Here is a 21,899-nt window from a genome sequence, read left to right as displayed (position 1 = left end):
CTGCTGCGGCCCGAGCGGATCGGTGTGGTGCTCTCCGAGGAGTTCCAGCTCCACCCCGAACAGTCCACCGACGCCATCGTCATCCACCACCCCGAGGCCAAGTACTTCAACGCGCGGTAGTCCGGACGTCGCGTACCGTTCGCCCTTTTCGGGCGGTCGGGGCGTATCCTGGATCATCCTGAACGGGCCGGTCCGCTCAACCAGCGGGCCGGCCTGTGCCATCCCCAGGAGCCGGCGCCCCGGTCGCGGCCCCCGGGGGTACCGACGGAAGGACCCCGCCATGACGACCATCTCCACCGCCACCCGCGTCCTCGACCACGGCGACGGCCGGGGCCTGCAGGCGGTGCTGCTGGACATGGACGGGACGCTGGTCGACACCGAGGACTTCTGGTGGCAGGCCGAGGCCTCGCTCTTCGCCGAGCTGGGCTACGCGCTCGACGAGAGCGACCGCGCCCAGCTCGTCGGCGGCCCGATGAGCCGGGTGATCGACTACCTGCTCGCCAGTACCGGCGTGGACATCGCACCGGCCGACCTCACCGTCCTGATCAACCAGCGTTTCGTGGACCTCCTGGCCGGCGGCGTGCCGCTCATGCCGGGCGCCGAGCGGCTCCTCAACACCCTTGCCGCGCACGGCGTTCCGGCCGCCCTGGTGTCCGCCTCGCACCGCCACGTCATCGACATCGTGCTGCAGTCGCTGGGCGCGCACCACTTCGCGTTCTCGGTCGCCGGTGACGAGGTGCCGCGCACCAAGCCGCACCCGGACCCGTACCTGGAGGCGGCGCGCCGGCTGGGCGCCGAGCCGGGCCGCTGCGTGGTGGTGGAGGACGCGCCGACCGGCGTCCGCTCGGCCGAGGCGGCGGGCTGCCCGGTGATCGCGGTGCCGACGGTCGCGGTGATCGAGCCGGCCCCGGGGCGGCTGGTGCTGTCCTCCCTGGAGCAGGTCGATCTTGAACTGCTTCGCTCGCTGGTCGCCTCGCGAGTGTGATTGTCGTCTCATTGCGGATGGGGCCTACTGACCGGTAAGTGGTCACCGCTGTCCGCCACCATTGCCCGCCCGGGGAGAAAACGGGCATTGGCTGACAACTCGTGGGACGGCCGCTTCCGCACCCGCCCTCCCGTGTCCCAACTGTCACCTGTACGGGTATCGGTGGTGCGTGTTCGATATGGCACGCTACTCCAGTTCGTTCCCCACCCCCGAGCCCTGCACCGCCGCTGACGGGCAACCCCGTCCTGCCCGCGGTCGCACGGCAACCGGTCCGCGCGCGCCACACACCCGGTAGGCGCACCCCACCGCGGGCCGGCCGGCCCCCGGCCGGACCGCACCCAGAAGGACGCGACCCGTGAAGACTTCAGCTCGAAGACTGGCAGTGCTCGGCTGTGCCGGGCTGGTGACCGTCTCGGTGGCCGGCTGCGGATCGGTGACCGACGCCGTCAACGGGGACACCGCCAAGTCGATCACCATGGGCACCACCTCGGTCACCAACGTGATGGACCCGGCCGGTGCCTACGACTCCGGCGCCTGGCTCGTCCTGCGCAACACCTTCCAGTCGCTGCTCGTCTACCCGGCCGCCTCCAGCGCACCCAACCCGGACGCCGCGCAGTCCTGCGAGTTCACCGGCGGCGACGCCATGCTCTACCACTGCACGCTCAAGGGCGGCCTGAAGTTCTCCAACGGCCACCCGCTCACCGCCGCCGACGTGGTCTACTCCATCGCGCGGACCAAGAAGATCAACGACCAGAACGGCCCGGCCGGCCTGCTGGACACGATCAAGTCGGTCGAGGCCAAGGGCGACACCGAGGTGATCTTCCACCTCTCCCAGCCCGACGCCACCCTCCCGGCCAAGCTGGCCACCCCGGCCGGCGCCATCGTCGACCACCAGGTCTTCCCGGCCGACCAGCTGCTGACCAACGACAAGCTGGTCGGCTCCGGCCCGTACAAGATCGACTCGATCGAGACCATGAACGCCGAGGGCGGCACCAAGGTGCCCGGCAAGGTCGTGCTGACGCCCAACGGCAGCTACGCCGGCGACGCCAAGCTGCGGAACAAGAAGTTCACCGTGCGGTACTTCGACAAGGCCGCCGAGCTGAAGGCCTCGCTCGACAAGGGCGAGATCGACCTGACCGACAACAGCCTGGAGCCCAACACCGCGGCCCAGGTCCGCTCCGAGCAGCAGGGCGGCAAGACCGACCTCCAGGTCGTCGAGGGCGACAGCAACGACACCCGCAGCCTGGTCTTCAACACCAAGGACGCGACCACCGGCAACGTCGCCGTCCGCCAGGCCGCCGCCCAGCTGGTCGACCGCAAGACGCTCGCCCGCGACGTCTTCGCGCGCACCGTCCAGCCGCTGTACTCGATGGTCCCGGCCGGCGTCACCGGCCACAACACGTCATTCTTCGACAAGTACGGCGACCAGGACGTCAACAAGGCCAAGGCGATCCTCGCCGCGGCCAAGGTCCCGATGCCGGTCAAGCTGAGCCTCACCTGGTCCCGCTCGCGGGCCGAGAGCGCCGAGGCCGACATGCTGAAGAAGCAGCTGGAGGCCGGCGGCGTCTTCCAGGTGACCGTCCAGCACGAGGCCGACTGGGAGGCCTTCAAGAAGGGCTGGACCGATGGCAAGTACCAGGCGTACACCGTCGGCTGGTTCGCGGACTACCCGGACGCCGACAACTACATCGCGCCGCTGATCGTCGATGGCGGGGCCTACCACCACGGCTGGGACGACGCGCGGATCAGCCAGAAGCTGGTGCCCGAGGGCCTCAAGCAGGCCGACCGCTCCGCCGCCTCGTCGAGCTACGCGCAGATCCAGGCCATCGTCGCCGACAACGTGCCGCTGATCCCGCTCTTCCAGAACAAGTCCTTCTACGCCTCGAAGCCGTACATCACCGGCGTGGAGTCGACCATCGACACCACCGGCGTCTTCCGCTTCTGGGAGATCGGCCGGATCGGCAAGTAGCCGGCCGGCGGCGTGCAGTGGCCCGGGCGACCGGGCAACCCTCAGCACGGTGGCCCGTCCGCCCCCCCAGGGTGCAAGGGGAGCGGACGGGCCACCGTCATGTCCGCCCGTGGCGCCCCGGGCACGGTGCTCGGAGCAGCCGTGCCCGGGGCGCGGTGCTCAGAGCGCGCCCGGGCGCACCAGCCCGCTCTCGTACGCGTACACCGCCGCCTGCACCCGGTCGCGCAGCTGAAGCTTGGTCAGCACGTGCCCCACGTGGGTCTTCACGGTGGTCTCGCTGACGAACAGCTCCGCCGCGATCTCCGCGTTCGACAGGCCCCGCGCCACCAGCTTCAGCACCTCCAGCTCACGCTCGGTCAGCGCGTTCAGCGCCTGCGGCGGCGCCTCGTCGCCCGAGGGCAGCTTGGTGGCGTACATGTCCAGCAGCCGCCGGGTGATGCTCGGCGCCAGCATCGCCGCGCCGTCCGCGACCACCCGGATCGCCTGCACCAGCTCCTCGGCCGGCACGTCCTTCAGCAGGAAGCCGCTGGCCCCGGCGCGCAGCGCCTCCACGACGTACTCGTCCAGGTCGAAGGTGGTCAGCACCAGCACCTTGGCCGGGCCGTCCCGCCCCGGGCCGGCGATCCGGCGGGTCGCCTCCACGCCGTCCATCCTGGGCATCCGGATGTCCATCAGCACCACGTCGGGCTGGAGCGCCCGCACCTGGTCCAGCGCCTGCTGACCGTCGCCGGCCTCGCCGACCACCACCAGGTCGGACTCGGCCTCCAGGATCATCCGGAAACCGGTGCGCAGCAGCGGCTGGTCGTCGACCAGCAGCACTCGGATCGTCACCTAGGACTCCTTGCTCATGGATCCCCCGTGGGATCGTCTTCGTCAGACACCGTCTTCGACGGACGTACGGGCCAGCGGCAACGGGTACGGCGGGGGAGTGCCGCCGAACTCCGGGCAGCTGGCCTGGTGGTCGCACCAGTCGCAGAGCCGGTTGCGAGTGGCCGGGAACTCCCCGGTGGCCACCGCCTCCGTGATCCGCTCCCAGAGCGCCCGCAGCTTGCGCTCCACCGCGAGCAGGTCCGTCTCGTCCGGGTCGTAGCTGACCACGTCCCCGCCCCCGCCGAGGTACACCAGCTGCAGCCGCTTGGGGATCACGCCCTTCCACCGCCAGACCACCAGGGCGTAGAACTTCATCTGGAACATCGCCTTGCCCTCGAAGTCACGCGAGGGCGCGCGGCCGGTCTTGTAGTCCACCAGCCGGACCTCACCGGTGGGAGCGACGTCGACCCGGTCGATGTAGCCGCGCAGCAGCAGCCCCGAGTCCAGGGCCGTCTCCACGTACAGCTCCCGCTCCACCGGGTGCAGGCGGGTCGGGTCCTCCAGCCGGAACCAGCGCTCGACCAGCTTCTCGGCGTCGGCCAGCCAGCGGGTCAGCGCCGCGCCGTCCGGATCCTCGGGGAACAGCGACACCAGCTCCGGGCGCTCGCCCAGCAGCCGCTCCCACTGCGGGCGCAGCAGCCCCAGCGCCCGCTCCGGCGTCCGCTCGGCCGCCGGGCTGTCGAACAGCCGCTCCAGTACCGCGTGCACCAGGGTGCCCCGGGTCGCCGCCGCGCTCGGCGGCTCCGGCAGCCGGTCGATCACCCGCAGCCGGTACAGCAGCGGGCAGGTCAGGAAGTCCCCCGCGCGGGACGGGGACAGGCCGGTCGGAGGTGCCGCCGGCCGGGCCGGGGCCGCGGGGGCACTGCTGGTGTCGGTCTGCTGCATACCCCGACCCTATTGCCCTGTGCTGTCATCCCGCTGCCACGGTGCTGCCACACCGCCTTTCCAGTGGGTATGAACCCTGGGGAGGGGCGCGCGGTGTCCCACCGCCCCGATCACGTAGCGTGGGCGCACCGGCGCGCGGTGCACGACGGGGGAACCGACCGAAGGGATCACGGTGAGCGACAGCAGGGGTCCGCAGACCTCCGACCAGCCACCGCACGACGGCAGGACCCGGCCCGGACCGCCCGAGGAGCCCGAGCGCCGCAACGGCATCCTGATGGGCCGCCCCTTCGGCGTGCCCGTCTACGTCACCCCCTCCTGGTTCGTCATCGCGGCCCTGATCACCTGGGTCTTCGGCGGCCAGCTCGACCGCGTCCTGCCCGGGCTCGGCGCCACCCGCTACCTGGTCGCGTTCTCCTTCGCCGTCGCCTTCTACGGCTCCGTCCTCGTCCACGAACTCGCCCACACCGTCGTCGCGCTCCGTTACCGGCTCGGCGTGCGCCGCATCCAGCTCCAGTTCTTCGGTGGCGTCTCCGAGATCGAGAACGAGGCCGAGAGCCCGTGGCGCGAGTTCTGGCTCGCCTTCGTCGGGCCGCTGCTCTCGCTGCTGCTCGGCGGCCTCTTCTACCTCGCCATGCAGGCCGTCGAGCTCTCCAGCGTCCCCGGGGTGCTGCTCACCGGCCTGATGGTCTCCAACCTCGTCGTCGCCGCGTTCAACCTGCTGCCCGGACTGCCGCTGGACGGCGGCCGGATGCTGCGCGCCGTCGTCTGGGCGGTCACCGGCCGCCCGATGGCCGGCACCGTCGCCGCCGCCTGGTCCGGCCGCGTCCTGGCCGTCGCGGTGCTGATCGGCCTGCCGCTGCTCAGCTCCGCCCGCGGGGTCGAGCGCTCCACCAGCGACACCATGATCGACGCGGTGCTGGCCGCCGTCCTCGCCGCGCTCATCTGGACCGGCGCAAGCGGCAGCCTGCAGAACGCCCGGCTCAAGGAGGCCCTGCCCGGCCTGCGGCTGCGCGACCTCACCCGCCGGGCCGTCAAGGTCACCGCCGACACCCCGGTCGGCGAGGCGGTCCGCCGCGTCCGTGAGGACGACGCCGGCGCAGTCGTGGTGATCGACGGCCGCGGCGACCCGATCGGCCTCGTCAGGGAGTCCCAGATCCGCGCCATCCCGGAAGAGCGCCGCCCCTGGGTCGCCGTCGGCGCCCTGGCCCGCGACCTCGAACCGGGCCTGCGCCTCGCCGCCGACCTCACCGGCAACGACCTGCTGCGCGCCGTCCGCGCCACCCCGGCCACCGAGTACCTGGTCGTCGAGGCCGACGGCACGGTGTACGGCGTCGCCTCGCGCACCGACATCGAGCAGCGCCTGAACGCCGCCGTCACCGGCCGCTGAAAGGCCACTGAAAGGCCCGCCCGGTGAGCGGCGCCGTCGCCGGAACGATCACCTGGTAAGCCGGACGGCCCGCTTCCCTTAGGATTGTCCGCATGTCCGAACCGACCGGTGCCACCCGCCGACGCGGGCCCTTCCAGGTCGGGGACCAGGTCCAGCTGACCGACCCGAAGGGCCGCCACTACACGTTCACGCTCCAGGCCGGGAACCAGTTCCACACCCACAAGGGTGCGTTCCCCCACGACGAGCTGATCGGCGCCCCCGAGGGCACGGTCGTGCGCACCACGGGGAACGTCCCGTACCTCGCGCTGCGCCCCCTGCTCCCCGACTACGTCCTGTCCATGCCGCGCGGCGCCGCCGTGATCTACCCCAAGGACGCGGGGCAGATCCTGGCCATGGCCGACATCTTCGCCGGCGCCCGCGTCGTCGAGGCCGGCGTCGGCTCCGGCGCGCTCTCCAGCTACCTGCTGCGCGCCGTCGGCGACACCGGCATGCTGGCCTCCTACGAGCGCCGGCAGGACTTCGCCGACATCGCCAAGGGCAACGTCGAGCGCTACTTCGGCGGGCCGCACCCGGCGTGGAAGCTCACCGTCGGCGACCTCCAGGACAACCTGGTCGAGACCGACGTCGACCGCGTCATCCTCGACATGCTCGCCCCCTGGGAGTGCCTGGACGTCGCCTCCAAGGCGCTCGTCCCCGGCGGCCTCATCTGCTGCTACGTGGCCACCACGACGCAGATGTCCAAGACCGTCGAGGCGCTGCGCGAGCACGGCACCTTCACCGAGCCGCAGGCCTGGGAGACCATGGTCCGCACCTGGCACCTGGAGGGCCTGGCCGTCCGCCCGGACCACCGGATGATCGGCCACACCGGCTTCCTGCTCACCGCCCGCCGCCTCGCCGACGGCGTCGAGCCGCCGCTGCGCCGCCGCCGCCCGGCCAAGGGCGCGTACGGCGAGGACTACGACAACGGCTCGACCGAGCCCAGCCTCCAGGAGCGCGCCGCGGCCCGGGCCGCCTCCCGCGCCGCCGAGGCGGAGCCCGCCGACCTCGGCTGACCCGTACGACCGACAGGGGTGGTACGCCGGGCACTCCGCCCGCGTACCACCCCTTCGTGCTACCCCCACACCCGGGCCACCTCGCGCCCGCCCCCATGTGGGACGATGCTCGCTCACACCGACCCACGCGCACACATTCCCGCTGGAGGGGACGCCTGGTGGAGACCGCGGTCACGGCGACGGCAGAGCAGCAGACACCCCAGGGCCGCAGCGGTCCCGCACACGCCCGGTCCGCCCCCTGGCACTGGGCGCTGGCGACCGCCGGCTGCGCGGCGGTCGTCGCCACCGCGCTCGCCGCCGACCCGGCCACCGGCACCCCGGCGCCCGCCCGGGCCACCGCCAAGGCCCTCCCGGCTGCCGCCGCCCCCGACCCGGCCCGGGCTGAACTCCCGCTGGACTGCGGGCCGTTCCCGGTGAAGATATCCGTCAGTTTCGCCGCCGACCTCGGCGACGGCCGCCCCGGCACCGTCGCCGCCGCCCACTGCGCGGCCGAGACCGGCACCCCGCCGGACGCCGTCTACCTGCTCGGCCCCGGCACGAGCGGCAAGCCCGTGGTGCTGGCCACCCTGCTCTCCGAGGGCGAGAACCTCACCGTCGGCCGGCTCGGCCTGCGCAGCGACGGCGTCATCACCGGCCACGCGCAGGGGTATTCCAGTGACGACGTCCCGCGGTTCAGCCCGGACATCTCACTGGACCTCACCTGGACGCGCAAGGGCGGCGGCTGGGACCGCTCCCAGACCACCGCCCCGCTGACCCGGACCTGACGGCCATTCGCCCCGACTGCCCGGGGCGCGGCCCGCTCGCCCCGACTGCCCGGGGCGCGGCTACTCGTCGGCGTCCGGCCCGTACACCTCGACCCGGTCGGCGACCCGGCGCACGTGGATGCAGTCGCCCGGGCACTCCTTCGCCGAGTCCACCACGTCCTGAAGCAGCGTCAGCGGCACCGGAGCCGTCTCGCCGGGCTGCTGGCGCAGCTCGTCGTCGGACCCCTTCACGTAGGCCAGCCCGTCGATGTCGAGCTCGAAGACCTCGGGCGCGTACTGCACGCAGATGCCGTCACCGGTGCACAGATCCTGGTCGATCCACACCTCCAGCGGTTCGCTGGCCGCCGCCTCTTCGGTCACCGACATGGTCCCCTGCCGTTTCTGTCCCGGGTCGCCCCTTATCGGAGGCAATCCCGCCATTCGTACAACGATCGGACCGGAAGTCTCGGTCGCGATCGGATATCGACTCGCTCGACGATACATCTGGTCCGCTTTGGGCGGTGCGCGGTGGGTATCCCCTTAGCAGAGGGGAAGCACGCGAGGGCGAAGATCGGACACGCCCGTTCCATCTTTCTTGATCTAGGGGTTTACGGACCCCTGGTCCCAGGTAGGGTCTGGAAGCGTCCAGCTCCCCGGAGGAGGTGAGGACCGTGGCAGCCCACGATGACGACTACAACCGCAGCACCGGCAGGCCCGCTCGTGGTTCCGACGAGGCCGCTCAGGTCTCGTACCTTGAGCAGGAAATCGCCGTGCTGCGCCGCAAGCTCGCCGACTCGCCGCGCAATTCGAGAATCCTCGAAGAGCGGATCGTCGAGCTCCAGACCAACCTGGCCGGCGTGACCGCCCAGAACGAACGGCTCGCCTCCACCCTGCGCGAGGCCCGCGACCAGATCGTGGCCCTCAAGGAGGAAGTGGACCGGCTGGCACAGCCCCCGGCCGGATTCGGCACCTTCCTCAGCCGGAACGAGGACGGCACCGCCGACATCTTCACCGGGGGGCGCAAGCTCCGCGTGAACGTCAGCCCCAACGTCGACCTCGACGAACTGCGGCGCGGCCAGGAAGTGATGCTCAACGAGGCCCTCAACATCGTGGACGCGATGGCCTTCGAGCGCATCGGCGACATCGTCACCCTCAAGGAGATCCTCGAGGACGGCGAGCGCGCCCTGGTCATCGGCCACACCGACGAGGAGCGGGTGGTGCGCCTCGCCGAACCGCTGCGCGAGATCACCATCCGGGCGGGGGACGCCCTCCTGCTGGAGCCCCGCTCCGGCTACGTCTACGAGGTCGTGCCCAAGTCCGAGGTCGAGGAGCTGGTCCTCGAAGAGGTCCCGGACATCGACTACCGCCAGATCGGCGGCCTCAGCAACCAGATCGAGCAGATCCGCGACGCGGTCGAGCTGCCCTACCTGCACGCCGACCTCTTCAAGGAGTACGAGCTGCGCCCGCCCAAGGGCGTGCTGCTCTACGGCCCGCCCGGCTGCGGCAAGACGCTGATTGCCAAGGCGGTGGCCAACTCGCTGGCCAAGAAGGTCGCCGAGGTGACCGGCCGGCCCCAGGGGAAGAGCTACTTCCTCAACATCAAGGGCCCCGAGCTGCTCAACAAGTACGTGGGCGAGACCGAGCGGCAGATCCGGCTGGTCTTCCAGCGGGCCAGGGAGAAGGCGAGCGAGGGCACGCCCGTCATCGTCTTCTTCGACGAGATGGAGTCGCTCTTCCGCACCCGTGGCTCCGGTGTCAGCTCGGACGTGGAGAACACCATCGTCCCGCAGCTGCTCGCCGAGATCGACGGCGTGGAGGGCCTGGAGAACGTCATCGTCATCGGCGCCTCGAACCGCGAGGACATGATCGACCCGGCGATCCTGCGGCCCGGCCGCCTGGACGTCAAGATCAAGATCGAGCGCCCGGACGCCGAGGCCGCGAAGGACATCTTCTCCAAGTACCTCAAGGGCACGCTGCCCTTCCACCCGGACGACCTCAAGGAGCACGACAGCTCCGTCGGGGCGACCGTGGAGGCGATGATCCAGTCGGTGGTGGAGCGGATGTACTCCGAGACGGAGGAGAACCGCTTCCTGGAGGTCACCTACGCCAACGGTGACAAGGAGGTCCTGTACTTCAAGGACTTCAACTCCGGCGCGATGATCCAGAACATCGTCGACCGCGCGAAGAAGATGGCCATCAAGGACTTCCTCGACCACGGCCAGCGCGGTCTGCGCGTCTCCCACCTGCTCGCCGCCTGCGTGGACGAGTTCAAGGAGAACGAGGACCTGCCCAACACCACCAACCCGGACGACTGGGCCCGGATCTCCGGCAAGAAGGGCGAGCGGATCGTCTTCATCCGCACGCTGGTCACCGGAAAGCAGGGCGCCGAGTCCGGCCGCTCGATCGACACTGTCGCCAACACGGGGCAGTACCTGTAACCGCACAGCTCCCGGGCCCGCAGGGTCCGGGCCGGCATGCGGTCCCGGAACAGCACGCACCCCGTCCGGCTGTGGCGCCTCGCGGCCCCGCAGCCGGACGGCGCGTCTCGGGACCCGCCTGTCGGTGCCGCGTTCTAGGCTCGACCCACCGCGCGCGGGCACATCGCCGGCGCCGGTGTTGTTCAGCGGTACGTCAGCGTGTTCCGCCCGTGGGGGGCGGCACACCGGGCAAGGAGGGCCGCATGACCGTACGGCGCGTGATGGGCATCGAGACCGAGTACGGGATCTCCGTGCCCGGGCACCCCAACGCCAACGCCATGCTCACCTCGTCCCAGATCGTCAACGCGTACGCGGCGGCGATGCACCGGGCACGGCGGGCCCGCTGGGACTTCGAGGAGGAGAATCCGCTGCGCGACGCCCGGGGCTTCGACCTCGCGCGTGACGTCGCGGACGCCAGCCAGCTGACCGACGAGGACATCGGCCTCGCCAATGTCATCCTCACCAACGGCGCGCGGTTCTACGTCGACCACGCGCACCCCGAGTACAGCTCGCCCGAGGTGACCAACCCGCGCGACGCCGTGCTCTGGGACAAGGCCGGCGAGCGGATCATGGCGGCCGCCGCCCAACGCGCCCTGGAACTGCCCAACGGGCAGACCATCCACCTCTACAAGAACAACACCGACAACAAGGGCGCCTCCTACGGCACCCACGAGAACTACCTCATGAAGCGGGCGACACCGTTCGCCGACATCGTCCGCCACCTCACCCCGTTCTTCGTCTCCCGCCAGGTGGTCACCGGCGCCGGCCGCGTCGGCATCGGCCAGGACGGCTCGGCCAACGGCTTCCAGATCAGCCAGCGGGCCGACTACTTCGAGGTGGAGGTCGGCCTGGAGACCACCCTCAAGCGGCCGATCATCAACACGCGGGACGAACCGCACGCCGACGCCGAGAAATACCGCCGGCTCCACGTGATCATCGGCGACGCCAACCTCTCCGAGATCTCCACCTACCTCAAGCTGGGCACCACCTCGCTGGTCCTGGCGATGATCGAGGACGCCTTCATCGCCTCCGACCTCGCCGTCGACCAGCCGGTGCGCACCCTGCACCGGGTCTCCCACGACCCCTCGCTCAAGCACCTGATCACGCTGCGCAACGGGCGCAAGCTGACCGCCGTCCAGCTCCAGCTGGAGTACTTCGAGCTGGCCCGCAAGTACGTCGAGGACCGCTTCGGCACCGACGCCGACGAGCAGACCGTGGACGTGCTGGCCCGCTGGGAGGACGTGCTGGGCCGGCTGGAGCGCGATCCGATGTCGCTCTCCAAGCAGCTGGACTGGGTCGCCAAGCGCGAGATCCTGGAGGGCTACCGCAGCCGTGACGCCCTGGAGTGGGACAACTCCCGGCTGCACCTGGTCGACCTCCAGTACAGCGACGTCCGGCCCGAGAAGGGCCTCTACAACCGCCTGGTGGCCCGCGGCCGGTTCGAGCGGCTGGTGACCGAGGAGGAGGTCGAGCGGGCCATCTCCAAGCCCCCGGAGGACACCAGGGCGTACTTCCGCGGGCGCTGCCTGGAGCAGTACGCGGACCACGTGGCGGCGGCCTCATGGGACTCGGTGATCTTCGACCTGCCGGGCCGGGACTCGCTGCAGAGGGTCCCCACGCTGGAGCCGCTGCGCGGCACCCGCAACCACGTCAAGGAACTGCTCGACCGCTGCCGCACGGCGGAGGACCTGCTCCGCGTGCTCTCCGGCGGGTAACTTTTCGATCACCACGGGTGAACGCCCGCCGAATGGGAATCATCCGGGGTGGCAGCGGGTGTTGGACAGGAAGCGCCCCGGCAAACCGGAAGCGGGTAGTCGCACCTTGTGTATAGGGTCGGTGCAGCAAGCAACGACCAAACCGTGCCAGACAGATCGAGCGGGGTGAGGGAAATGGCGAGCAAGGACACCGGCGGCGGCCAGCAGCGGGCGAACCGCTCTTCCGAGGAGGTCGAGGAGCAGGCCGCGGAAGCACAGAATTCCGACGACCTCAAGGAACGCCAGGAAAAGCTCAGCGACGACGTCGACGCGGTTCTCGACGAAATCGACGAGGTACTCGAGTCCAATGCCGAGGATTTCGTCCGGCAGTTCGTGCAAAAGGGCGGCCAGTAACACCGTCTGGGCATTCAGGGAATTCACGGTCGCGACCGCCGAGGGCGGGCGGACGGCAATGGCCGCCCGTCCGCCCCGGTCCGGCCCTCCACGCGTGGACGGTGATCGTCAGGCGGGTAGGGTGCCGGGCAGCGCGTTTCAAGCTACCTGGAAGGAATCGTGTGGAAGCCAACACTCGTGGCACCGGGCGTCTACCGGCTGCCTTCCTGACCCCGGGGTCCTCGTCGTTCCTCGACTTCCTGGCGGAGCACCAGCCCGAGCTCATCCCGGGCCGCCGCAGCCTGCCGGAAGGGGTGGTGGTCGAGGCCCCGCACGGGACGACGATCGTCTCGGCGGTATTCGACGGCGGCGTGGTCATCGCCGGTGACCGGCGCGCCACCATGGGCAATGTGATCGCCCAGCGCGACATGGAGAAGGTCTTCCCGGCCGACGAGTACAGCGCGGTCGGCATCGCCGGCACCGCCGGCCTCGCGATCGAGATGGTCCGGCTGTTCCAGCTGGAGCTGGAGCACTACGAGAAGATCGAGGGCACCGTGCTCTCCCTGGAGGGCAAGGCCAACCGCCTCACCACCATGATCCGGGGCAATCTCGGCATGGCGATGCAGGGCCTCGCGGTCGTCCCGATGTTCGCCGGCTACGACCTCGACCTCGGCCGCGGCCGGATCTTCACCTACGACGTCACCGGTGGCCGTTCCGAGGAACGCGGGTTCGCCGCCACCGGCTCCGGCTCGGTCTACGCCCGCGGCTCGATGAAGAAGCTCTACCGCGCGGACCTGACGGCCCAGCAGGCGTCCACCCTGGTCGTCCAGGCCCTCTACGACGCGGCCGACGACGACTCCGCCACGGGTGGTCCGGACCTCGCCCGCAAGATCTTCCCGATCGTCTCGCTGATCACCGAGGACGGCTTCCGCCGGCTCACCGAGGCCGAGGTGACCGCGATCGCCGTCTCGATCACCGACGAGCGCCTCGTCCACCCCAACGGCCCGCAGGCCCCGCTGCTCTAGCCACACCTACCAAGGAAGGGACGACCGCCGGTGTCGACACCGTTCTACGTCTCGCCCCAGCAGGCCATGGCGGACCGCGCGGAGTACGCCCGCAAGGGCATCGCGCGCGGTCGCAGCGTGGTCGTGCTCACCTACGCCGACGGCATCGTCTTCGTCGCCGAGAACACCTCCCGTGCGCTCCACAAGGTCTCCGAGATCTACGACAAGATCGCCTTCGCGGCGGTCGGCCGGTACAACGAGTTCGAGAACCTGCGCATCGGCGGCGTCCGCTACGCCGACCTGCGCGGCTACTCCTACGACCGGGCCGACGTCACCGCCCGCGGCCTGGCCAACGTCTACGCCCAGACGCTCGGCACCATCTTCTCCTCGGTCGGCGAGAAGCCGTACGAGGTGGAGCTGATCGTGGCCGAGGTCGGCCGCACCACGGACGAGGACCAGATCTACCGGCTCACGCCGGACGGCTCGGTCGTCGACGAGAAGAACTACGTGGTGGTGGGCGGCAACGCCGACTCGATCGGCAACTACCTGGGCCAGCGCCACCGCAGCGGGCTCTCGCTCACCGACGCGGTCAAGGTCGCCGTGGACTCCCTCGCCCGGGACCCCAACGGCGGCAGTCCGCGCACCCTCACCCCCGAACAGCTGGAGGTGGCGGTCCTCGACCGCCAGCGCTTCCAGCAGCGCAAGTTCAAGCGGATCCTGGGCGGCCAGCTCGCCCGGCTGCTCGACGGCGACCAGTCCGCGGAGTCGGACGACGAGGAGAAGCCGGCGGCCGCGCCGCCGGAGTAGCAGTGCCAAGGAGTCCCGTACGGCGGCCACCACCGCCGTCGTACGGGACGCCCGTGCCCCTGCGGCGGCCCGTACGGCGTCGCGGAGGCGGTTTCGGAAAGCTCCAAGCAGAGAATGGATGCCGCATGGACCGCCGAATTTTCGGGCTGGAGAACGAGTACGGCGTCACCTGCACGTTCCGTGGGCAGCGACGGCTGTCGCCGGACGAGGTGGCCCGGTACCTCTTCCGCCGCGTTGTCTCCTGGGGCCGCAGCAGCAATGTGTTCCTGCGTAACGGTGCCCGCCTCTACCTCGACGTCGGCTCCCACCCGGAGTACGCCACCCCCGAGTGCGACGAGGTCACCGAGCTGGTGACGCACGACAAGGCGGGCGAGCGCATCCTCGAAGGGCTCCTGGTGGACGCCGAGCGGCGGCTGCACGAGGAGGGCATCGCAGGGGACGTCTACCTCTTCAAGAACAACACCGACTCGGCCGGCAACTCCTACGGCTGCCACGAGAACTACCTGGTGGCCCGGCACGGCGAGTTCTCCCGGCTGGCCGACGTCCTGATCCCCTTCCTGGTCACCCGCCAGCTGATCTGCGGGGCCGGCAAAGTGCTGCAGACCCCGCGCGGCGCGGTGTACTGCGTCAGCCAGCGGGCCGAGCACATCTGGGAGGGCGTCAGCTCGGCGACCACCCGCTCCCGGCCGATCATCAACACCCGGGACGAGCCGCACGCCGACGCCGAGCGCTACCGGCGGCTGCACGTCATCGTCGGCGACTCCAACATGTCGGAGACGACCACGCTGCTCAAGGTCGGCGCCACCGACCTGGTGCTGCGGCTGATCGAGGCCGGCGTGGTGATGCGCGACCTCACCCTGGAGAACCCGATCCGGGCGATCCGCGAGGTCAGCCACGACCTCACCGGCACCCACCAGGTCCGGCTCGCGAACGGCCGGGAGGCCAGCGCGCTGGACATCCAGGAGGAGTACTACAGCAAGGCGCTGGAGTTCGCCGACCGCAAGGGCATCAACACCGGCACCATCGCCCGGGTCCTCGACCTCTGGGGCCGCACCCTGGAGGCGGTCCGCACCGAGCGGCTCGACGGGGTGGCCACCGAGATCGACTGGATCATGAAGTACAAGCTCATCGAGCGCTACCGCGAGAAGCACCAGATGAGCATGTCCAACCCGCGGGTCGCCCAGATCGACCTCGCGTACCACGACATCCACCGTCGGCGCGGGCTGTTCTACCTGCTCCAGGCCAAGAACCAGGCCGAGCGGGTGACCACCGACCTCAAGACCTTCGAGGCCAAGTCGATCCCGCCGCAGACCACCCGGGCCCGGCTGCGCGGCGACTTCATCCGCCGGGCGCAGGAGCAGCGCCGGGACTTCACGGTGGACTGGGTGCACCTGAAGCTGAACGACCAGGCGCAGCGGACGGTGCTCTGCAAGGACCCGTTCCGCTCGGTCGACGAGCGGGTGGAGAAGCTGATCGCGGGGATGTGACCGGCGGCGCGACCGCGGGTGCGAGCGGCGCGGTCCCGAGGTGATCTTCGTGGTGTCCGGCCCCGGTGGTGTCTACCGGGGCCGGACGCGGTCGGGGCATACGCTGTCCGTCGAGTCCGGAGAGCCGACTTTGACCGACAGTTAGGAACGCCGTGCGCCGCACCGCCGGTTTGCTTCTCACCCTGCCCCTGCTGCTGGTGGTCGCCTGCAGCAGCTCCACCAAGGCGACCAGCCCGGCGACGCCCACGGCGTCCAGCGTGGCCCCCACCGTGCCGGCACCGGTGACCGAGGCCGCGCCGATGCCGACCCTGTCGGGCGGCGGGTTCGGGAGCAAGGCCACCATCACCATTCCCGAGGGTGCGCCCAGCGGCCAGTTCGTGGTCAACACCGTGAGCGAGGGGGAACGCTCCACGGTGAACAAGGGCGACTGGGTGACGGTCAACTACACCGCCAAGGACTGGACCACCGGCAAGGACCTGCCCAGCTCCTACGACGCGGGCGGCAAGCCGCAGCTCTACCAGGCGGGCGCCGGACAGCTGGTGCCCGCCTTCGACCAGAGCGTGATCGGCAAGAAGGTCGGCAGCCGGCTGCTGGTGGTGGCCCCGCCGGCCGCCGCGTTCGGCAGCCAGGGCAACGCCGAGCTCGGCGTGGGCCCCGGCGACACCGTGGTCTTCGTGCTGGACATCATGGAGAGCCTGCCGGCGGACTCCACCCTCTCCGGCACCATGACGCAGCCGCCGCCCACCCTGCCGCAGGTCAAGGACAACGGCAAGGCCGCCCCGACGATCACCATCCCGCCCGGGCAGGCCCCGCCCACCGACCTCCAGCAGGCGGTGCTGATCAAGGGCGAGGGCAAGCAGGTCAAGGCGGGGCAGACCCTCGTCGTGCAGTACACCGGGGTGCTCTGGAGCAACGGCCAGCAGTTCGACTCGTCGTGGAGCCACGGCGGCGCACAGGCGCTGCAGATCGGCACCGGCAGCGTGATCGAGGGCTGGGACAAGGGCCTGGTCGGCCAGACCGTGGGCAGCCGGGTCGAGCTGGTGGTACCGCCCGCGCTGGCCTACAAGGAGCAGGGGAAGGACGCCGTCCCGCCGAACGCGACCCTGGTCTTCGTGATCGACATCCTCGAGGCGGTGTAGGGCGTGTCCGACCGGTTCGCGCGGCCGGCGGGAACGCCCGGCCACGTCCCGGAGCCCCGACACGGTCTGGGAGCGACGGATGGGATTCCGTACGCTTGGGCGGGCGATCGCACAAGGAAACGCCCGCCCTCATCCTGACCTGTCATACTGCCCTCGCACTGTGGTAGGCGTCGCCGGCGCCCGGGACCCGGGCGGCAGTGCGAGAGCACCCCGGCGCCCACCACGCCGGCCGTAGACCTCGAAGACCTCGTGGCGAGATGGATGGGGAGTCATGTCTGAGAAAGCGTCGAGCCCGGGCGGGGCCGGCACCGCGAACGGGAACTCCGCCGGTGACCCGGCCGACTCGCGGCCCGGTGGCCCGCTGCCCGGCGACGGCGAGTCGATCGTCGTACCGCCGTCGATCCTGAAGCAGCAGGCGGGCTGGGCCCAGCCCGGCGAGGCCGCGCGGCCGACCGGCGGGACGAAGACCGACGAGGCCCCGCAGATCTTCGCGTCCAACGTGCGCCGCCAGGACACCTCGGAGGCCGGGTACGACGAGAACCCGCCCGGTGTCGGCAAGCTGGGTGTGATCCTCGGCACCGTTCTCACCCTGCTGCTGGTCGGCAGCGCGATCACGCTGTACGAGGTGAACAAGGACGGCGGCTCCAAGACGGACGCCGCCGCCAAGCCGGACGCCACCAAGAGCGCGCCGCCCACACCCAGCGCCGAGCCGGTACCGCCGATCAAGGACAGCGCCAAGGTGCTGCCGACGATCACCGGCGAGTTCGGCAAGAAGGCCGCCATCGAGGTGCCCGGCGAGCAGGCCGACGGCTCCTTCGTCGTCAAGGTGCTCTCCGAGGGCACCGGCGCCAAGGTCGAGAAGAACTCCTGGACCTCGGTCGACTACACGGCCAAGGACTGGACCACCGGCAAGGACATCCCCAGCTCGTACGATGACAAGGGCAAGCCGCAGATCTTCCAGGCCGGCACCGACGCGCTGATCCCCGCGCTCGACCAGGCCGTGCTCGGCAAGAAGGCCGGCAGCCGGGTCATGGTGGTGGCCCCGCCCGCCGCCGCGTTCGGCGCCCAGGGCAACCCGAGCATGTCGATCGGCGCCAAGGACAACCTGGTGTTCGTCATCGACATCCGCAACAGCACCGCGCCCGACGCCGTGGTCAGCGGCACCGTCACCCCGCCGCCCGCGGACTTCCCGCAGGTGAAGGACAACGGCAAGAAGCCCGCCGACATCACCCCGGTGGCCGGCGCCGCCGACCCGACCGAGCTCAAGTCGCACGTCCTGATCAAGGGCACCGGCCCCAAGGTCGAGAAGGGCGAGAAGGTCGTCGTCCAGTACACCGGCGCGCTGTTCAAGGACGGCAAGGTCTTCGACTCCTCGCTGAGCAAGGGCCAGGCGTTCTCCTTCCCGGTGGGCGGCGGCCAGGTCATCGCCGGCTGGGACCAGGGCCTGGAGGGCCAGACCGTCGGCAGCCGCGTCGAGCTGGTCATCCCCGCCTCGCTCGGCTACGGCGACAAGGGCCAGGGCGACATCCCGGCCAACGCCACGCTGGTCTTCGTGGTGGACATTCTGGACGCCGGTCAGGGCTGATCCACTTTCGGGTGACAATGGTCTGTGTGTGACCTTCGGGCGGGGCCGCGTGGCCTGAGCCCGGACGGGCGGCGGGCGCCCGTACCGTGGTCCGGGAACGGACCGGGTGCGGGCGCCCGCCGCTTGGTCATGAATGGAAGCAACCGAGAAGAGGCAGTTGTGAGCAACAAGACGAAGCCGGAGATCGACTTCCCGGGCGGCGACGCGCCGACCGAGCTGCAGATCCGCGACATCGAGGTCGGCACCGGTGACGAGGCCAAGCCGGGCCAGGTCGTCGAGGTGCACTACGCCGGTGTGACGTTCGAGACCGGCGAGGAGTTCGACGCCAGCTGGAACCGCGGTTCCACCTTCAAGTTCCCGCTCGGCGCCGGCCGCGTCATCAAGGGCTGGGACCAGGGCGTCGTCGGCATGAAGGTCGGCGGCCGCCGCGAGCTGATCATCCCCGCGCGCCTCGCGTACGGCAACCAGTCGCCGTCGCCGCTCATCCCCGCGGGCTCGACCCTGATCTTCGTGGTCGACCTGATCTCCGTCTGACCGGGACTGATCCTGGTCGGATCCCGGTCGGACCGCCGTCCGGCACCGGTCCGACCCGGTCGTGACCGAGGGCCGCACCCCCGAGCCGGGGGTGCGGCCCCACGCGTTTGCGGACTCGGCTTTTGCACTGCGTACCGCTACCGGTACGGTCGGTCCCGCCGGGTCGACGACCGCCCGGCGGGCGCACCCCGCGCGCGGCGCGGCACACCGGAAGGGTCAGCGATGGCGATCGCCAAGGCAGAGCGGCTGATGAATCTCGCCCTGTGCCTGATGAACACCAGACGTCCGCTCTCCAAGAAGGAGCTGCGGGAGTCCATCGAGGCCTACCGCGAAGCCTGGCAGAACAGCAGCGAGGACGCCTTCAACCGGATGTTCGAGCGGGACAAGGACGACCTGCGCGAACTCGGACTGGTCATCGACGTCGACGAGAACGCCCTCGACGGCGAACTCGGCTACCTCGCCCGCGCCGACCGCAACCGCCTGCCGGAGATCGCCCTCGACGCCGAGGAAGCCGCCGCACTCACCCTCGCCGCCCGCGTCTGGCAGCAGGCCAAGATGTCCGGCGCGGCCAGCGGCGCCCTGCAGAAGCTCCGCGCCGCCGGCGTCCCGTTCAGCGAGACCGAGGGCCGCACCGCCCTCGAACCGCGCATCCCCGCCCGCGAGAGCGCCTTCGAACCGCTGCTCACCGCCGCCCGCGACCGCCGCCCGGTCACCTTCGAGTACCGCAAGGCCGGCGCCGCCGCCGTCGAGCAGCGCACCGTCGAGCCCTGGGCACTGGAGTGCTGGCGAGGCCACTGGTACCTGGCCGGCTGGGACCGGGACCGCAGCGACGCCCGCGTCTTCCGGCTCAGCCGGATCACCGGCAAGGTCCGCGCCCGCTCCGGTGCCTTCCTCGGCACCGTCCCCGAGCACGTCGACGTCCGCGCCACCGTCGCCAAGTTCGCCGGCGAGGGCGCCACCGCCACCGCCGTGGTGCGGGTCCGCCGGGGAGCCGGCTTCCCGCTGCGCACCAAGGCGCTGAGTACCCGGCGGTCCGACGAGACCTGGGACGAGCTGGAGATCCCCTACGGCAACGGGCTCGGCGCCGACCTCGCCGAGTTCGGGCCGGACGTGCTGGTGCTCGGCCCGGAGGAACTGCGCGCGGACGTGATCGACCGCCTGCGCGCGGTCGCCGCGGCCGCTGCTGTTGACGGTATCGAGGGAGTGCGGGCATGAGCAACGCGATCGACCAGACCCGGCGGATGCTCTCGCTGGTCACCTACCTGCGCGAACGCCCCGGCGCCGAGGTGGCCGAGGTGGCCCGCGCCTTCGGCATCACCGAGCGCGAGCTGATCGGCGACCTCAACGTGCTGCCGATGTGCGGCACCAGCTTCCGCGGCGGCGACCTGCTCGACATCGACACCGACGGCGAGCGGATCTGGTGGCACAACGTCGACGACGTCGCCCAGCCGCTGCGGCTGGCCGCCGACGAGGCGACCGCCCTGCTGGTCGCCGCCCGTGCCGTGGCCGGCCTGCCCGGACTGCGGGCCGGTGACCGGGAGGCGCTCACCCGCGCCGTCGCCAAGATCGAGAACGCGGCCGGGGACAGCGCCGAGGGCAGCGCCCGGGTCGGCGTCACCTTCGAGGCCGAGAGCCACGTCTTCGCCGACATCGACCGCGCCCTCAGCGAGGGCCGGCGGGTCTGGCTGCGCTACTACTCGCACGGCCGCGGCGGCATGACCGAGCGCGAGGTCGACCCGATCCGGCTGCTCACCGAGGGCCACACCTACCTCGAGGCCTGGTGCCGGACCTCCGAGGACCACCGGATGTTCCGGCTCGACCGGGTCGCCGAGATCAAGGTGCTGGACATCCCCTCCGACCCGCCCCGGCGCGAGCCGCGCGACCTCTCCGGCGGGCTGGTCAATCCGTCCGCCGACGACCCCGAGGTGGTCGTCGAGGTCACCTCCGGCGGGCGCTGGGTCGCCGAGTACTACACCCACGACCACGCCGAGGAGCTGGCCGACGGCGGCCTGCGGATCACCCTGCGCAGCGCGGACCCCTCCCAGCTGCGCCCGCTGGCGCTGCGGCTCGGCCGGGACGGCCGGATCGTCTCGCCGCCGGAGCTCGCCGAGCAGGCGCGGTCGGCGGCGGCCGAGGCACTGGCCGCCTACGGGGAGAAGGCGGCCACCGGGGAGGGGCTGGTCTGAGCCGTGGAGCCCGGTACCAGATTCAAGGTGTACTGCTCGGAGTGCCGGGAGAAGGTGGAGCTGCCCGCCGAGGAGTTCCGCCTGACCCTCGGCCGGACTCCGGCGCAGGCGCACTACAGCTTCGGCTGCCCGCTCTGCGGGGCCTCGGTGCGCAAGGCGGCCGGGGAGAAGATCGTCGCGGCCCTGACGGGCGCCGGTGTGCGGACGATGCGGCTCGTTCCGGTCGAGGGGCTCGTCCCGGCCGAGGGGTGAGCAGCCCGTACCGCCCCCCGAGCCTCGTGGCCCGGGTCGAGGGGCTGCCGGTCGAGGGGTGAGCAGCCCTGGGCGAGGGGCGGGCCGGCGACTCCGGGCGGGTGGATAGGGTGGTGGCCATGTCCTGGATGCTCGTCGCCGCCGTCCTGCTCGTCACCGCCGGTCTGCTGGTCCTCGGCGTCCTCGCGATCCGGCTCTGGCTGGACGTCCGGGCGCTGGCCAAGGGGGTGGACACCGCCTCGCGCGCGCTGGCCGAGGCGGCCGGCGAACTCGCGGCGGCGGTGCCCGGACGCTGAGTGTCCTTCGGCACGTCCGGCAGCCCGGAGGTACGGGGGCTGCTGCGTGCGGGTGCGGGCGGGTTACGCTCTCAGATGGCTCCTGCATCTTGCGGCCGGGGGCCGCTGTCCTGTTCGGGCGGCCGTCGTCAGGGCGTCACCCGCAGCGGTTACC

At 71.0% G+C, this 21,899-nt stretch carries 21 protein-coding genes; 18 read left to right on the top strand and 3 right to left on the bottom strand.

The window, feature by feature from the left end; all coding sequences use genetic code 11:
- The first annotated feature begins 280 nt into the window (after positions 1 to 280).
- Positions 281 to 985: an HAD family hydrolase gene (locus ACZ3YO_RS05695; RefSeq protein ID WP_396321811.1), complete on the top strand. Its 705-nt coding sequence runs from the start codon at positions 281 to 283 to the stop codon at positions 983 to 985.
- Positions 986 to 1,340: 355 nt separating this feature from the next.
- Positions 1,341 to 2,954: an ABC transporter substrate-binding protein gene (locus tag ACZ3YO_RS05690; protein ID WP_465565187.1), complete on the top strand. Its 1,614-nt coding sequence runs from the start codon at positions 1,341 to 1,343 to the stop codon at positions 2,952 to 2,954.
- Between the two features lie 159 nt (positions 2,955 to 3,113).
- Here ACZ3YO_RS05690 and ACZ3YO_RS05685 read toward each other — a convergent pair whose 3' ends face one another.
- Both ACZ3YO_RS05685 and ACZ3YO_RS05680 read right to left on the bottom strand, forming a co-directional pair.
- Positions 3,114 to 3,785, bottom strand: a complete 672-nt coding sequence (locus tag ACZ3YO_RS05685; RefSeq protein WP_030242805.1) for a response regulator — start codon at positions 3,783 to 3,785, stop codon at positions 3,114 to 3,116.
- Positions 3,786 to 3,827: 42 nt separating this feature from the next.
- Complete coding sequence (locus tag ACZ3YO_RS05680; RefSeq protein ID WP_396321809.1) at positions 3,828 to 4,709, bottom strand: RecB family exonuclease; 882 nt, start codon at positions 4,707 to 4,709, stop codon at positions 3,828 to 3,830.
- Between the two features lie 172 nt (positions 4,710 to 4,881).
- On the opposite strand from ACZ3YO_RS05680, the gene ACZ3YO_RS05675 reads away from it, so the two are divergent.
- The 3 genes from ACZ3YO_RS05675 (at position 4,882) to ACZ3YO_RS05665 (ending at position 7,912) form a co-directional block, all read left to right on the top strand.
- Complete coding sequence (locus ACZ3YO_RS05675; protein ID WP_465565183.1) at positions 4,882 to 6,096, top strand: site-2 protease family protein; 1,215 nt, start codon at positions 4,882 to 4,884, stop codon at positions 6,094 to 6,096.
- A gap of 92 nt (positions 6,097 to 6,188) precedes the next feature.
- The gene (locus ACZ3YO_RS05670) at positions 6,189 to 7,148 is read left to right on the top strand and encodes a tRNA (adenine-N1)-methyltransferase (RefSeq protein ID WP_465565181.1); all 960 of its coding nucleotides are present in this window, start codon (positions 6,189 to 6,191) and stop codon (positions 7,146 to 7,148) included.
- Positions 7,149 to 7,306: 158 nt separating this feature from the next.
- Positions 7,307 to 7,912, top strand: a complete 606-nt coding sequence (locus ACZ3YO_RS05665; RefSeq protein WP_465565179.1) for a hypothetical protein — start codon at positions 7,307 to 7,309, stop codon at positions 7,910 to 7,912.
- Positions 7,913 to 7,972: 60 nt separating this feature from the next.
- Here the strand turns inward: ACZ3YO_RS05665 and ACZ3YO_RS05660 are convergent, their stop codons facing one another.
- A complete protein-coding gene (locus ACZ3YO_RS05660; RefSeq protein WP_465544307.1) occupies positions 7,973 to 8,278 on the bottom strand; it encodes a ferredoxin in 306 nt (101 codons plus the stop codon).
- A gap of 284 nt (positions 8,279 to 8,562) precedes the next feature.
- Here ACZ3YO_RS05660 and arc point away from each other — a divergent pair, with 284 nt between their 5' ends.
- The 13 genes from arc (at position 8,563) to ACZ3YO_RS05595 (ending at position 21,745) form a co-directional block, all read left to right on the top strand.
- The gene (gene arc, locus ACZ3YO_RS05655) at positions 8,563 to 10,329 is read left to right on the top strand and encodes a proteasome ATPase (RefSeq protein WP_465544304.1); all 1,767 of its coding nucleotides are present in this window, start codon (positions 8,563 to 8,565) and stop codon (positions 10,327 to 10,329) included.
- A gap of 242 nt (positions 10,330 to 10,571) precedes the next feature.
- Complete coding sequence (gene dop, locus ACZ3YO_RS05650) at positions 10,572 to 12,083, top strand: depupylase/deamidase Dop (RefSeq protein ID WP_465565176.1); 1,512 nt, start codon at positions 10,572 to 10,574, stop codon at positions 12,081 to 12,083.
- Between the two features lie 174 nt (positions 12,084 to 12,257).
- Positions 12,258 to 12,476, top strand: a complete 219-nt coding sequence (locus ACZ3YO_RS05645) for a ubiquitin-like protein Pup (protein ID WP_344321819.1) — start codon at positions 12,258 to 12,260, stop codon at positions 12,474 to 12,476.
- A 161-nt stretch (positions 12,477 to 12,637) separates the two neighbouring features.
- On the top strand, positions 12,638 to 13,480 hold the full coding sequence (gene prcB / locus ACZ3YO_RS05640) for a proteasome subunit beta (RefSeq protein WP_465544299.1): 843 nt from the start codon (positions 12,638 to 12,640) through the stop codon (positions 13,478 to 13,480).
- A gap of 30 nt (positions 13,481 to 13,510) precedes the next feature.
- Positions 13,511 to 14,266, top strand: a complete 756-nt coding sequence (prcA, locus tag ACZ3YO_RS05635; protein WP_465565171.1) for a proteasome subunit alpha — start codon at positions 13,511 to 13,513, stop codon at positions 14,264 to 14,266.
- A gap of 125 nt (positions 14,267 to 14,391) precedes the next feature.
- Positions 14,392 to 15,753, top strand: coding sequence for a Pup--protein ligase (pafA, locus tag ACZ3YO_RS05630; RefSeq protein ID WP_396321800.1), 1,362 nt, complete (start codon positions 14,392 to 14,394; stop codon positions 15,751 to 15,753).
- A 152-nt stretch (positions 15,754 to 15,905) separates the two neighbouring features.
- Positions 15,906 to 16,892, top strand: coding sequence for an FKBP-type peptidyl-prolyl cis-trans isomerase (locus ACZ3YO_RS05625; RefSeq protein WP_465565167.1), 987 nt, complete (start codon positions 15,906 to 15,908; stop codon positions 16,890 to 16,892).
- A gap of 271 nt (positions 16,893 to 17,163) precedes the next feature.
- Positions 17,164 to 18,477: an FKBP-type peptidyl-prolyl cis-trans isomerase gene (locus ACZ3YO_RS05620; protein ID WP_465565166.1), complete on the top strand. Its 1,314-nt coding sequence runs from the start codon at positions 17,164 to 17,166 to the stop codon at positions 18,475 to 18,477.
- Positions 18,478 to 18,606: 129 nt separating this feature from the next.
- Entirely contained in the window at positions 18,607 to 19,011 is a 405-nt protein-coding gene (locus tag ACZ3YO_RS05615) for an FKBP-type peptidyl-prolyl cis-trans isomerase (RefSeq protein WP_396321797.1), read from the top strand.
- A gap of 222 nt (positions 19,012 to 19,233) precedes the next feature.
- Positions 19,234 to 20,226, top strand: coding sequence for a helix-turn-helix transcriptional regulator (locus ACZ3YO_RS05610; protein WP_465565163.1), 993 nt, complete (start codon positions 19,234 to 19,236; stop codon positions 20,224 to 20,226).
- Positions 20,223 to 21,197, top strand: a complete 975-nt coding sequence (locus tag ACZ3YO_RS05605; protein WP_465565161.1) for a helix-turn-helix transcriptional regulator — start codon at positions 20,223 to 20,225, stop codon at positions 21,195 to 21,197. Before ACZ3YO_RS05610 ends, ACZ3YO_RS05605 begins: the two co-directional genes overlap by 4 nt.
- Positions 21,198 to 21,224: 27 nt before the next feature.
- Entirely contained in the window at positions 21,225 to 21,449 is a 225-nt protein-coding gene (locus ACZ3YO_RS05600) for a hypothetical protein (protein WP_465565158.1), read from the top strand.
- A 119-nt stretch (positions 21,450 to 21,568) separates the two neighbouring features.
- Positions 21,569 to 21,745, top strand: a complete 177-nt coding sequence (locus tag ACZ3YO_RS05595; protein WP_465544283.1) for a hypothetical protein — start codon at positions 21,569 to 21,571, stop codon at positions 21,743 to 21,745.
- Positions 21,746 to 21,899: the final 154 nt, after the last annotated feature.

It is taken from the genome of Kitasatospora sp. NPDC022785 (assembly GCF_055561295.1).
The sequence above is the reverse complement of the archived record's forward strand: the minus strand, read 5'-3'. Positions and strand labels throughout refer to the sequence as shown.

Excerpts from the sequence above, each read along its gene's own strand:
- ACZ3YO_RS05695 (WP_396321811.1), top strand. The coding sequence starts at position 281 with ATGACGACCATCTCCACCGCCACCCGCGTCCTCGACCACGGCGACGGC.
- ACZ3YO_RS05680 (WP_396321809.1), bottom strand. The coding sequence starts at position 4,709 with ATGCAGCAGACCGACACCAGCAGTGCCCCCGCGGCCCCGGCCCGGCCG.
- ACZ3YO_RS05670 (WP_465565181.1), top strand. The coding sequence starts at position 6,189 with ATGTCCGAACCGACCGGTGCCACCCGCCGACGCGGGCCCTTCCAGGTC.
- ACZ3YO_RS05660 (WP_465544307.1), bottom strand. The coding sequence starts at position 8,278 with ATGTCGGTGACCGAAGAGGCGGCGGCCAGCGAACCGCTGGAGGTGTGG.
- dop (WP_465565176.1), top strand. The coding sequence starts at position 10,572 with ATGACCGTACGGCGCGTGATGGGCATCGAGACCGAGTACGGGATCTCC.
- ACZ3YO_RS05645 (WP_344321819.1), top strand. The coding sequence starts at position 12,258 with ATGGCGAGCAAGGACACCGGCGGCGGCCAGCAGCGGGCGAACCGCTCT.
- pafA (WP_396321800.1), top strand. The coding sequence starts at position 14,392 with ATGGACCGCCGAATTTTCGGGCTGGAGAACGAGTACGGCGTCACCTGC.
- ACZ3YO_RS05620 (WP_465565166.1), top strand. The coding sequence starts at position 17,164 with ATGTCTGAGAAAGCGTCGAGCCCGGGCGGGGCCGGCACCGCGAACGGG.
- ACZ3YO_RS05615 (WP_396321797.1), top strand. The coding sequence starts at position 18,607 with ATGAATGGAAGCAACCGAGAAGAGGCAGTTGTGAGCAACAAGACGAAG.
- ACZ3YO_RS05610 (WP_465565163.1), top strand. The coding sequence starts at position 19,234 with ATGGCGATCGCCAAGGCAGAGCGGCTGATGAATCTCGCCCTGTGCCTG.
- ACZ3YO_RS05605 (WP_465565161.1), top strand. The coding sequence starts at position 20,223 with ATGAGCAACGCGATCGACCAGACCCGGCGGATGCTCTCGCTGGTCACC.
- ACZ3YO_RS05595 (WP_465544283.1), top strand. The coding sequence starts at position 21,569 with ATGTCCTGGATGCTCGTCGCCGCCGTCCTGCTCGTCACCGCCGGTCTG.